The sequence below is a fragment of the Nesterenkonia sphaerica genome (assembly GCF_005771565.1).
Taxonomy (GTDB): Bacteria; Actinomycetota; Actinomycetes; order Actinomycetales; family Micrococcaceae; genus Nesterenkonia; species Nesterenkonia sphaerica.
The window spans coordinates 18,173-29,639 of the sequence record NZ_VAWA01000008.1 but is presented as its reverse complement, the minus strand read 5'-3'; the positions used below and the strand labels follow the sequence as shown (position 1 = coordinate 29,639).

At 63.7% G+C, this 11,467-nt stretch carries 13 protein-coding genes; 8 read left to right on the top strand and 5 right to left on the bottom strand.

All coding sequences use genetic code 11. The features are described 5' to 3' along the window. Positions 1-24: 24 nt before the first annotated feature. From FEF27_RS13335 to FEF27_RS07580, 4 genes are all read right to left on the bottom strand, one after another. Positions 25-180 carry a hypothetical protein gene (locus tag FEF27_RS13335; protein WP_166429953.1) on the bottom strand — a complete coding sequence of 52 codons (156 nt, stop codon included), beginning with the start codon at positions 178-180 and terminating at the stop codon, positions 25-27. A gap of 211 nt (positions 181-391) precedes the next feature. After that, positions 392-1,039, bottom strand: a complete 648-nt coding sequence (locus tag FEF27_RS07590) for a hypothetical protein (protein WP_138170253.1) — start codon at positions 1,037-1,039, stop codon at positions 392-394. Positions 1,040-1,338: 299 nt separating this feature from the next. Beyond that, positions 1,339-1,887, bottom strand: a complete 549-nt coding sequence (locus FEF27_RS07585; protein ID WP_138170252.1) for a hypothetical protein — start codon at positions 1,885-1,887, stop codon at positions 1,339-1,341. Next, positions 1,884-2,111: a helix-turn-helix transcriptional regulator gene (locus FEF27_RS07580; protein ID WP_138170251.1), complete on the bottom strand. Its 228-nt coding sequence runs from the start codon at positions 2,109-2,111 to the stop codon at positions 1,884-1,886. Before FEF27_RS07580 ends, FEF27_RS07585 begins: the two co-directional genes overlap by 4 nt. A gap of 101 nt (positions 2,112-2,212) precedes the next feature. On the opposite strand from FEF27_RS07580, the gene FEF27_RS07575 reads away from it, so the two are divergent. The 4 genes from FEF27_RS07575 to FEF27_RS07560 all read left to right on the top strand — a co-directional run bounded on the left by FEF27_RS07575 (position 2,213) and on the right by FEF27_RS07560 (position 7,758). Then, a complete protein-coding gene (locus FEF27_RS07575; RefSeq protein WP_138170250.1) occupies positions 2,213-2,794 on the top strand; it encodes a helix-turn-helix domain-containing protein in 582 nt (193 codons plus the stop codon). Then, positions 2,778-3,905, top strand: coding sequence for a tyrosine-type recombinase/integrase (locus FEF27_RS13630; protein WP_243729146.1), 1,128 nt, complete (start codon positions 2,778-2,780; stop codon positions 3,903-3,905). The genes FEF27_RS07575 and FEF27_RS13630 overlap by 17 nt, the downstream gene beginning before the upstream one ends. Positions 3,906-4,134: 229 nt before the next feature. Continuing rightward, a complete protein-coding gene (hflX, locus tag FEF27_RS07565; RefSeq protein WP_138170249.1) occupies positions 4,135-5,730 on the top strand; it encodes a GTPase HflX in 1,596 nt (531 codons plus the stop codon). Between the two features lie 3 nt (positions 5,731-5,733). Further along, entirely contained in the window at positions 5,734-7,758 is a 2,025-nt protein-coding gene (locus FEF27_RS07560) for an ATP-dependent DNA helicase (RefSeq protein WP_243729145.1), read from the top strand. Here FEF27_RS07560 and lexA read toward each other — a convergent pair. Further along, complete coding sequence (gene lexA, locus FEF27_RS07555; protein ID WP_138170248.1) at positions 7,745-8,467, bottom strand: transcriptional repressor LexA; 723 nt, start codon at positions 8,465-8,467, stop codon at positions 7,745-7,747. The two genes, FEF27_RS07560 and lexA, sit on opposite strands and share 14 nt — an antisense overlap. A 207-nt stretch (positions 8,468-8,674) precedes the next feature. Here lexA and FEF27_RS07550 point away from each other — a divergent pair, with 207 nt between their 5' ends. Genes FEF27_RS07550 through hisH form a run of 4 tightly spaced genes read left to right on the top strand, consistent with a single transcriptional unit; the run spans position 8,675 to position 11,465 of the window. Then, positions 8,675-9,043, top strand: a complete 369-nt coding sequence (locus FEF27_RS07550) for a LysM peptidoglycan-binding domain-containing protein (RefSeq protein WP_138170247.1) — start codon at positions 8,675-8,677, stop codon at positions 9,041-9,043. A gap of 32 nt (positions 9,044-9,075) precedes the next feature. After that, positions 9,076-10,182, top strand: coding sequence for a histidinol-phosphate transaminase (locus FEF27_RS07545; protein WP_138170246.1), 1,107 nt, complete (start codon positions 9,076-9,078; stop codon positions 10,180-10,182). 12 nt (positions 10,183-10,194) lie between these two features. Then, the gene (gene hisB / locus FEF27_RS07540) at positions 10,195-10,827 is read left to right on the top strand and encodes an imidazoleglycerol-phosphate dehydratase HisB (RefSeq protein ID WP_138170245.1); all 633 of its coding nucleotides are present in this window, start codon (positions 10,195-10,197) and stop codon (positions 10,825-10,827) included. Further along, positions 10,824-11,465: an imidazole glycerol phosphate synthase subunit HisH gene (hisH, locus tag FEF27_RS07535; RefSeq protein ID WP_138170244.1), complete on the top strand. Its 642-nt coding sequence runs from the start codon at positions 10,824-10,826 to the stop codon at positions 11,463-11,465. Before hisB ends, hisH begins: the two co-directional genes overlap by 4 nt. Positions 11,466-11,467: the final 2 nt, after the last annotated feature.

Below are 11,467 nucleotides of genomic sequence, written 5' to 3'. Positions count from 1 at the left end.
GTTCTCCACATTGAATGCAGATCTTCACCGCTGCATCAGCTCCTTGAGTCGATCCAATCGTTCGTCGAGCGCGTCGATTCGACGGTTGAGGTCTTGCAGTTCGTCGTCAGTCGGCAGGCTTGAGTAGAGCGGGTCTTCCTCGGTGAGGTCAGCGGCGGTGATCTTCGGTCGCTTAAACATCAGGTGCTCTCCGTCCATGAGTCGCCCCAGGTACCGGCCCGTAGGGAGTAGCAGGCGGGGCAGGGGCATGAGGTGTCATCGGGGCCACGGTGGGGTTGGGGCAGGGAGAGGGCCTCCAAGGCCACACAGTGCAGGCAGGGGCCTTGGGGGCGGTGGGTGAGGGTGGCGGCGTACTGACAGGCACAGGGGGCGAGGTCACAGGTGGGGCACATCAGGCAGCCCTCATTTCTCTGAGCTTCTGCATGATGTCGTTCGGGGGTTGGGCCTTGAGGGGGTCAGGGCGACCCATCAATTCGTAATAGCGTGCCCGCGTCTCAGGGCGTCGAGGATGATCGTCGGGAAGCTTGGAGTACAGGCCGATGATGCGTTGGGGATCGTGCCACGCAGCGTTGATATGTGAGTCCCAATCAGGTTCAGAGATCTCTCCCGTTTCAAGATCAATTGAATCTTCAGAAGTCTTGTAATCCTCTTCTTCTAAAGCCTTGCCTTTCCTTGCCTTTCCTTGCCTTTCCTTGCCTTCAGATGTCACGTGACCATCACGTGACTGTCCCCGTGACTCACTATCTGAAGAGTCCCGTTCCCTCTTCTTCGCCTGCCTCTTGCGGTCAGCTTCTCGGCGGGCTTCAAGTGCGTGCTCAACCTGAGCGGCTGAGGTTTGGTGTTTGGCGTACTCCACAATCTGGTAGCCGTCCTCTGACTCCGCCCATAACCCAGCGTTGACTAACTCGGTTGCATGCTCAGGCGAGGAGAAGGGCACCAATGGCAGATCAGCAGTCGGGATAGCTCCATCCGTCATATTGGACACACTCCAGGCCGTCGCCATGACGAAGGTGCGGAACGTGGGAGGGGTCAGCCTCATCACTCGCCTGTCATGCAGATAATGTGTGGGGAACCTCGAGTCCATTGGTGCCCTCCCTCCTCAGCCCTCGGCGGTCTGCAAGCGACGTCCCGTGCCGTTTCTAGCCAACTTGCGCCCAGCCTCGTAAAGGTCGTGACAAGGCTGGCAGTCCTGCGAATCGGCAGGAATAGAGGGCTCGCCCGCAGCCATCGGAATATCCCTGGGGAATCCTTGGTCACCGCAGAGGAAAGGCACGGCGGTACCGTTGACGATGGCGGCTGGAAGATCACTACGTCGGTAATAGTGGATTAGATACGTCATCACGCGTCACCACCTGCGGGAGTCAGCACAGACGCTTTCTCCGAGAGCCATTCCGCAATCGTGACCAGCTGCTGGGGATAGAGCGTGACTTCTGCGGTGTGATGAATCTCGTCCACGATCTCCAGCCGCAGCGCGTGGACCTGGTGACCGTGCTGGAACACCTCATGCAGGCGGAAGATGGAGATCCGCTCGCACGCCTGCGTTGACACGCTGATCTGTGAAGCAAGACGGGTGGAGTCGCAGTCGTGCTCCATATCGTCGAGCTGAGGGCAGTTTTCCACGTAATCGGGTCCGAACTCGGCGGGCTCGGGGGTAGACTTGTTCATGACGGAGCCTTTCTTATGGGTTTCGGTGTGAGCGGTCTGAGGAGTCTCTTGGCGGGGATTCTCAGGCCGTTCTTCTGTCTCGGCCACGTTTTCGGCCAGTTGATTGAGGGCGGGGAACTCCTCTGAGAAGAGATGTTCTAGGCAGTACGCGCCGATCTCTTCCACTTCGCGCGGCTCCAGTAGAACCAGGTGCCCGCAGGTCTGGCAGTTGTAGGTCTTCACGCGGCCTCCTGCGCTTCAATCTGGGACTCAATCCACGCGTCAATTGAACTCTGGCGCCATAGCCTTCTCACAGAAAGTTTGAATCCACGCGGAAACGTCGGGTCGGTCTGCAGCTTGTATCGAATCGTGCTCGGCGTCGTCCTCATCTGCTCTGCAACCTCCTCGATGGTGCGCAACTGATCTTGCTTCAGAGTTGGGCTGTGCTCGGCGGGGGCGGTGTCCATTTCATCCTCCTGTGATTGGCCTAAGTCAATCGTATGTGACTGACAAGACCAATATACGCTGACGATTGAGAATCGCGCAACACCATGTGCATAATTGGCCTATGACCGATGATCTAGAGGCGCCAGGGACCCTTCGCCACGTCCTTTCTCGCGACCAATTGGAGGAAATGCGATTCAGGGAGGCCGTAAACCGGCTGCGCACGGATCAGGGCCTATCTCAAGGTGAGCTGGCCCGGCGCATGGTCTCTGAAGGCTGGGAGCACTTCAATCAAGCAACGATCTCGCGAATAGAAAAAGGAACGCGCCCCGTTCGGCTAGGTGAAGCTCGAGCGCTGGCGAGAGTGCTGAACACAGATGTGGGCTACATGATCTCCGAGACAGAATCGTCACAACACCTAAGTGAATTTTGGGCGCTTCGCCAAGAGGCGCTCAACTTCAAAAAACGCGTGGATCTAGCTGTGCGTGGTTGGTCCGACGCCGTGGCTCGACTGCGGTACCTACTAACAATCATGGACTTGGAGAAGATCAAGTTCCTATTGACCACCGAGAATCAGGTGCCGTTTGAGGCTGCCGTTGCACAAGTACGTCGAATGACGAAACTAGACATCGGGGAATTCGCCAGAAACGCGCAGCGCATGCACGAAACCAAGCCGGAGTTTCCTGGCGATGACCAAGAGAACTAAGACCCGCGAACCCGGCATCTACGCCGTCGAGCGTGCCGACGGTGGCAAGTCGTATGAGGTCGCCTATCGCAACGCGGACGGCCAACGCCGGCAGGAGACTTTCCGCAACTTCAACGCGGCCCGGGACTTCAAGCGCCGGTCTCACCATGAGGTCAAAGCCGGGACGTATATTGATGCAGCCGACGGCAAGATCACGTTGGGGGAGTACTACCAGGGCTTCCGGGCTCGGCAGCTGTGGGATGACTCCACAGTGAGCGGCGCTGATCGGTCCCTGCGTACTTGCACATTCTCCTCGGTGCCGCTGGGCAAGATCAGGTCTACTCACGTTGAGGAGTGGATCAAGGGACTGTCAGAGCGGCTGGCCCCGTCCACAATTCAGACCACGTTCCACCACGTCAACACTGTGATGCGCGGAGCCGTCCGTGACCGGCATATCGCCAGCAATCCGCTTGAGGGAACCCAGCTGCCACGGCAGGCCAATGAGGAGATGCACATACCCTCAGCGGAGACCGTCGCAGCGATCCTCAGCGCCTCCGCGGATCACTGGCGGGCTCTGTGGGCGGTGTGCGCCTTCGCGGGTCTCAGGCGCGGTGAGGCGGCTGCTCTGCAGGTCCAGGATGTGCGGAGCCTAGAGCGCCGGCTGAGGGTTGATCGGCAGGTGCAGCGGGCCAACGGTGGTGGTGTGAGGATCAAGGCGCCGAAGTACAATTCCAACCGGACAATCTACGCGCCAGAAGACCTCATGGAGTTGTTGGCGGTCCACATCGCCAGCGGGATAAACGGCGATTGGCTCTTCATGGGCAGCCGGGGGAACCCACCGAAGCCCGACGCGGTGAACTATGTCTGGCAGAAGACGCTCAAGGCTGCCGATGTCGAGCCGTTCGGATTGCATGACCTCAGGCACTTCTACGCGTCTGGACTCATTGCGGCGGGGGAGGATGTCGTGAAAGTTCAGAGACAGTTGGGGCACAAGTCACCGTCAATCACGCTGAACACATACAGCCATTTATGGCCCGACGCGGAGGACACAACTAGGGCCGCTGCAACGGGTCTCATGCGGCAGGTTTTGAGTCCTCATGTTGGGATTGAGTTGGGGTCTGAGAGTGGATAAGTCGCTGACCTGGGCGTTTGCCGATATTCCGCATTTGCTAGACTAGTACCCATGTGGATTCGCCCAACTCTGTACGCACGGCCTCGTCAAGCGGTCTGAGCAGTACACTCCAGCTCCCGGAATCGGTTGAGCCTGTCGGAATCCAACACCTACACAAGCCCCGCACGCACCACCACTTGCATCGGCGCCCGAACGCCTGTGTCTCGGTGGGTGTGCAGGCAAGGAATCTATGACTGAACACAAAGACACCCCTGAGCCGTCGTCGACCATTGACGATACGATCGCCCGCATCCTGGCAGCCGATGACGCTGCCCCAGCCTCCACCTCCGCGGCCGAGACTCCCACCACCGCGGAGCAGGAGTTCACCGCCGAAGAGGAGGCACAGCGGCGCGGCAGCATCCTGGGCGACCGTGCCCGGGAGCTCTCCGAGACGGAGACGCACACGGAGCATGACGGGGAGCAGTATGACCTGTTCGAGCGGCGCAATCTGCGCCGAGTCGAGGGGCTCTCCACCGAGCTCGAAGACGTCACCGAGGTCGAATACCGCCAGCTGCGCCTGGAGCGGGTGGTGCTGGCCGGGCTGTGGTCAGGCGGTTCAGCCGCCGAGGCGGAATACTCTCTGCGAGAGCTGGCAGCATTGGCAGAGACCGCCGGATCCACGGTGCTGGACGGGTTCCTCCAGCGTCGGTCCACCCCGGATCCGGGAACGTTCTTCGGCTCCGGAAAGGCCCAGGAGATTCGCGAAGCTGTTGCCGAGCTCGGCGCGGACACCGTGGTGGTCGACTCAGAACTGGCACCCTCCCAGCGCCGCGGCCTGGAGGACATTGTCAAGGTCAAGGTCATCGACCGGACCGGCCTGATCCTGGACATCTTCGCCCAGCACGCCAAGTCCCGGGAGGGCAAGGCGCAGGTGGAGCTGGCTCAGCTGGAATACCTGCTCCCACGTCTTCGCGGCTGGGGCGAATCCATGTCCCGGCAGGCCGGTGGACAGGTCGGCGGAGCCGGGGCCGGAATGGGGTCCCGCGGCCCCGGTGAGACCAAAATTGAGCTCGACCGGCGCCGCATCAACACCCGGATGGCGAAGCTGCGCAAACAGATCGCGGCGATGAAACCCGCCCGGGAGGCCAAGCGGGCCAACCGCAAGCGCAATGCGGTGCCCAGTGTGGCCATCGCTGGGTACACCAACGCCGGCAAGTCCAGCCTGCTGAACCGGCTCACCGACGCCGGAGTGCTGGTGGAGAACGCCCTGTTCGCCACCCTCGACCCCACCACCCGCAAAGCCGTGACCCCCGACGGGATCGGCTACACGCTCTCCGACACGGTGGGATTCGTCCGGCAGCTGCCCACTCAGTTGGTGGAAGCCTTCCGCTCCACCCTGGAGGAAGTGGCCGATGCGGACCTGATCCTGCATGTGGTCGATGCCTCCCACCCGGAGCCGGAGGGACAGATCGCCGCAGTGCGCCATGTGCTGGCCGAGGTCGAGGCGAACAAGGTGAACGAGATCATCGTGCTGAACAAGGCCGACGCCGCGGAGGACCACGTCATCGACCGGATCATGCGCCGCGAGCCCCATGTGGCGGTGGTCTCGGCGCGCACCGGTCAAGGCATCGCCGAGCTCAAAGAGCGCATCAGTGCTGCCATCCCGCGGCCAGATGTGGAGATGGAGCTGCTGGTGCCCTACGAGCACGGGGAGATCGTCTCCCGCCTGCACGCACAGGACGCAGAGATCCTCTCCTCGGCCTACGAGGAAGCCGGCACCCGGCTCTCCGTGAGAGTCGGGCCCGTGTTGGCCGCTGAGCTCGAAGCTTTCCAAGTGGAGTCCTGAGCAGTGACGCAGGGGACGACGTCGGCCTCGCCACAGTCTGCGGCCGAGCGCCTGCTGGAGACCGCAGTGGCGTCCTTCAGCGGCACCAGGAGGACCGGCCAGGAGGAGATGACCCGCCGGGTCGCCGACGCGCTGCGCAGCCGGAAGCACCTCCTGGTCCAGGCGGGCACCGGCACAGGCAAGTCGCTGGCCTATCTGATCCCCGCCCTGCACCATGCGGTCTCCACGGGGAAACCGGTCCTGGTCTCCACCGCCACCCTGGCCCTGCAGGCACAGATCATCGGTCGCGACCTGCCCCGGCTGCTGGAGAGCATTCAGGATGAGCTGCCCCGGCCCGCCGAGGTCGCGCTGGTCAAAGGCCGGTCAAACTACCTGTGCAAACAGAAGCTGGCCGGTGGCTTTCCCGAAGACGACGACGAGGAAGCGCTCTTCGCGGCCGCCGTGGAGCCCACCGGCGGGGTCACCACCTATGAGCCCACCTCCAAACTGGGCAAAGAGGTGGTGATGCTGCGTGACTGGGCAGAAACTACTTCCACCGGTGACCGCGACGACCTGGCCACCGGGGTCACCGACAGAGCGTGGCGGCAGGTCTCGGTCAACGCCGTGGACTGCCTGGGCCGGAAGTGCTCGATGTTCGAGGAGTGCTTCTCCGAGTTGGCGCGCAAGGAGGCCCAGGAGGCGGATCTGGTGATCACCAACCACGCCATGCTAGCCATCGACGCCTTCGAAGGGCTGGACGTGCTTCCCGAGCATGAGGCCGTCATCATTGACGAGGCCCACGAACTCACCGACCGCGTGACCTCAGCGGTCACAGTGCAGCTCTCGGCCCAGATGATTCAGGCCGCGGCCAGCTCAGCCCGCCGGCACACGGCCATCAACGTGGAGGGCCTCCAGGCAGCAGCCGCAGCAGTGGAGGCAGCCTTCGGTGGGGTCGAGGATGGGCTGCTGGCCCGCGGGCTGAACGCCCAGCAGATCAGCGCGGTGGAGTCTGCCCGCAATGCCGCGCGCACCGCCCTGTCGGACTCCAAACCCTCCGGTGACGCGGAGGCCGACCCGGGGCGAACCACCGCCCGGGCCCGGTTGCAGGCCGTATTCGATGTCACCGAGCGGATGTTGGCCAGTGGGCAGAGTGCCGACGTGGTGTGGGTCTCCCGGCCCGGAATGTTCACACCGGGTCGCGGATATCAGCCGGCAGACATCTCTGAGCCACCGCTGCTGTATGTGGCGCCCACCTCAGTGGCAGGCCGGCTCCGTGAGGGCCTGTTCGGCACCCGGACGGTGGTGCTGACCTCGGCGACGCTGAAGATCGGGGACAGCTTCGATCCGGTGGCCGGCTCATTGGGACTGCTGGGCGCGGAGGCGCCGACCTGGGACAGCGCCGATGTCGGCAGCCCCTTCGACTATCCGCGCCAAGGAGTCCTCTACGTCGCCCAGCACCTGCCTGCCCCCTCGATGAAGTCCCAGCAGGCCCAGCGCCAGGAGCTCGCCGGACTCATCGAAGCCTCCGGCGGGGCCACACTGGCCCTGTTCTCCTCCCGGCGGGCCGCCGAGCAGGCCGCTGAGGAGCTGCGCGAGCTGCTGGATGTGCCGATCCTGTGTCAGGGGGACTCGACCATGTCCGCCCTGGTGCGTGAGTTCGCCGCAGATGAGCAGACCTGTCTGTTCGGTACCATGAGCCTCTGGCAGGGGGTGGATGTGCCCGGCCGGGCCTGCCGACTGGTGGCCATTGACCGCATCCCGTTCCCGCGCCCGGATGATCCGCTGAGCAACGCCCGCAGCCAGGAAGTCGCGAAAGCCGGAGGCAACGGGTTCATGCAGGTCGCAGCAACCCACGCTGCCGTCCGGCTCAGCCAGGGGGCGGGTCGGCTGATCCGCACCTCCGAGGACAGGGGGGTGCTGGCCATTCTGGACTCCCGATTAGCCACAGCCCGCTATGGCGGGTTCCTGAAGAAGTCGATGCCCGAGTTCTGGGCGACCACCAACGGCGAGGTCGCCCGCAGTGCGCTGAGCCGGCTCAGAGACTCCTGAGCACGGTCACCACTTTGCCCATAATGGTGGCCTCGTCACCGAGGATGGGCTCGTACATCCGGTTCTGCGGCAGCAGCCACTGGTGGCCGTCCCGGCGCCGGAGGACCTTCACCGTGGCCTCCTCCTCCAGCAGAGCCGCGACGATGTCCCCATTGTCCGCATCAGGCTGCCGGCGCACCACCACCCAGTCGTCTTCGAAGATCCCGGCATCGATCATGGAGTCCCCGCGCACCTGAAGCATGAACAGCTCACCCTCACCGGTGAGCTGCCGCGGCAGCGGCATGACGTCCTCCACCTGCTGTTCGGCCAGGATGGGTCCGCCAGCGGCGATCCGGCCCACCACGGGAACATCTGCGGTCCGTGAGTCGCTTGCGGCCCGGTACGCATCAAGATTCACCACCGTCTCGTCAGCGGAGGGCTCTGTCTGGTCTTCGGAGCTGAGCACCTCGCTGAGCAGACGTCCCGAGGAGTCGCGGATGACTTCCATCGCGCGTGGCTTGCCGGGGTCACGGCGCAGATAGCCCAGATCCTGCAGACGGGCCAGTTGATGCGTCACGGAAGACAGGGACGCCAGTCCCACTGCGTCCCCGATCTCGCGCATCGAGGGCGGATAGCTGCGCTCGGCCAGCGCAGTCTGGATCATGTCCACGATATGCCGCTGCCGCTCCGTCAGACGCTTAGGTGCGTCCTGCTCCTCGCCTGTGCTCATCGGGCTCTCCTCGCCGGGCCGAATGCATGTCCGACCCTCCTGGTGTGATGGACCACGACACCGACGTTGTCGAATGTCACTTCGAACTTCAGGCTCAGAATAGCCCACATCGCACATAGTTTCCATGATTGACGCGAGGTCTCGAGGCTGAAGTTCGAATATATGTGCTATACATAGAACACAGGTTCGAAAAAGGAGGAACTTTCGATGACTGCCACTGCGAACTCTGCGGCCCTACACTCTGCAGCACTTCGTGCGCCATTCCCCACCCTGACTCGGCGCGGCCGCGTGCTGTTACTCGGTGTGCCGGCCCTGCTGCTGACTCTGGCGATGCTGATCGCGGCTGTCTTCGCCGGCGCGGCACTGATGAACCAGGTTCAGGCCAGTACCACTTCCTCAGCCGGAGTGGAGGCTGAGATCGTCACCGTCAGTGCGGGCGACACCCTGTGGTCCCTCGCGTCCGCCGCCGACACCGGCACCGAGGTTCAGGTACTGATCACGCAAATCGCCGAACTCAATGACTTGGACTCCTCGCAGCTGACCCCGGGCCAGGAGCTCTACATCCCGGTCGACTGAGCCGCTGGCCCGCCGGCGACTACCATGGTCGGGTGACTGAAACGCAACTTTCCGACCTTCCGCTGCGGGACGAGCTCCATGGCCAACAGCCCTATGGCGCACCCCAGCTGAGCGTGCGGGCCATGCTCAATGTCAATGAAACCACCTATGACGTGCCCGCGGAGGTCGTGGACGCGATCGCCCGCGAGGTCCGCACGGCAGCGCAGAGCCTCAACCGGTATCCCGACCGCGAATTCACCGCACTGCGCCGCAAACTGGCGGCATACCTCACCAGCGAGTCGGGGGCGGAGATCGCCGCGGAGCAGATCTGGGCAGGCAATGGCTCCAATGAGGTGATGCAGCACATCCTGCAGGCATTCGCCGGACCGGGACGCACGGTGATGTCCTTTCCGCCCACCTACTCCATGTACCCCCTCTACGCGCGGGGGGTCTACAGCGAATATATCGCCGGCACCCGCAGCGAGGACTTCGCACAGGACCCTGATGATGTGGCGGCACAGATCCGAGCGCACCGTCCCCATGTGGTCATCCTGTGCTCACCGAACAACCCCACCGGCACCGCGCTGAGCCTCGACGTCGTCGCCGCTGCCTACGACGCCGCCCAAGACTCCCAGACTATGGTGGTGGTTGATGAGGCCTATGGTGAGTTCAGGCAGCCGGGGACACTTTCGGCGCTGACCATGCTGGAAGGCCGGCCGCGGCTTGTGGTCACCCGAACCATGTCCAAGGCGTTCGCCTTGGCTGGCGGGAGAATCGGGTACCTGGCGGCCGCACCGGCGGTGACCGATGCGCTGCGTCTGGTCCGGCTGCCCTATCACCTCTCTGCGGTGACCCAGGCCGCCGCGACTGCCGCACTGGATCACGCCGAGAGCCTGATGGCCAATGTGGAGCGGATCAAACAGCAGCGAGACCGGCTGGTCACCGAGCTCACCGCGATGGGTCTGCGCCCCTACCCTTCAGATGCGAACTTCGTCCTCTTCGGCGGACTCCCAGACGCTCACCGCGCCTGGCAGCACCTGCTCGACGACGGCATTCTCATCCGGGAGGTCGCGATTGAGGGACACCTGCGGGTCACCGCAGGAACCGAGGCGGAGACCACCGACTTCCTGAACTCTCTGCGAACCCACCTCAACGGTTAGGATTGACTCCTTATGGCAGCAGAACTGATCGCAGGCCGCGGCACCCCATCCCGAGCCGCACAGATGCAGCGCACCACCAGTGAGTCCCAGGTGTCGGTGAAGCTGGACCTCGACGGCACCGGCACCTCGTCCATCTCCACCACGGTGCCCTTTTTTGACCACATGCTCACCGCTCTGGCCAAACACTCCATGATCGACCTCACCGTCGAGGCACAGGGCGATACCCACATTGATGTCCATCACACGGTGGAAGACACCGCGATCGTGCTCGGAGAGGTGCTGCGCACCGCGCTGGGAGACAAGCGCGGCATCCGCCGGTTCGGCCACGCCTCGGTCCCCCTGGACGAGGCTCTGGCGGAGGCCACTGTCGATGTCTCCGGACGCCCCTACCTGGTTCACTCCGGGGAACCGGAGGGCCAGCAGTACCACCTCATCGGCGGGCACTTCACCGGGTCAATGACTCGCCACGTGTTCGAGGCCATCACCTATCACGCCGGGATCTGCCTGCATATGCGGGTGCTCTCCGGCCGGGACCCCCACCACATCGTGGAAGCCCAGTTCAAGGCTTTCGCCCGCGCGCTGCGTGCAGCCGTGGAGTCCGATCCGCGCACCGATGAGATCCCCTCCACGAAGGGCGCACTGTGAGCCCGAAGCCCTCCGTGGTGGTCCTGGACTACGGTTCAGGCAACGTCCACTCCGCGGTGCGTGCCCTCGAGCGCGCCGGAGGTCAGGTCGAGCTGACCCAAGATGTCGACGCAGTGCTCAACGCTGATGGACTGGTGGTCCCCGGGGTAGGCGCCTTCGCAGCGGTCATGGACTCGCTCAACGCCATTGAAGCCCCACGGTGGATCGGCCGGCGCATCGCCGGCTCCCGCCCCGTGCTGGGCATTTGCGTCGGACACCAGGTGCTCTTCGAACGCGGTGTCGAACACGGCATCGCCGCAGAAGGGATGGGCCAGTGGCCCGGCGAGGTCACCGCGCTGCCCCGCGAGGTGGTGGTTCCGCACATGGGGTGGAACACCGTCCGTCCGGCTGAAGGCAGCACCCTCTTCCGCGGACTCGAGGATCAGCGGTTCTACTTCGTTCACTCCTACGCGGTGCAGACCTGGGACTTCGATCAGAGCATCAGCGCCATGGCCCCGCCCCAAGTCACCTGGTCGCACCACGGTGCTGACTTCATCGCCGCAGTCGAGAACGGACCGCTGAGCGCCACACAGTTTCACCCGGAGAAGTCCGGCGACGCCGGCATGCAACTGCTGCGCAACTGGATCACCTCACTCTGACC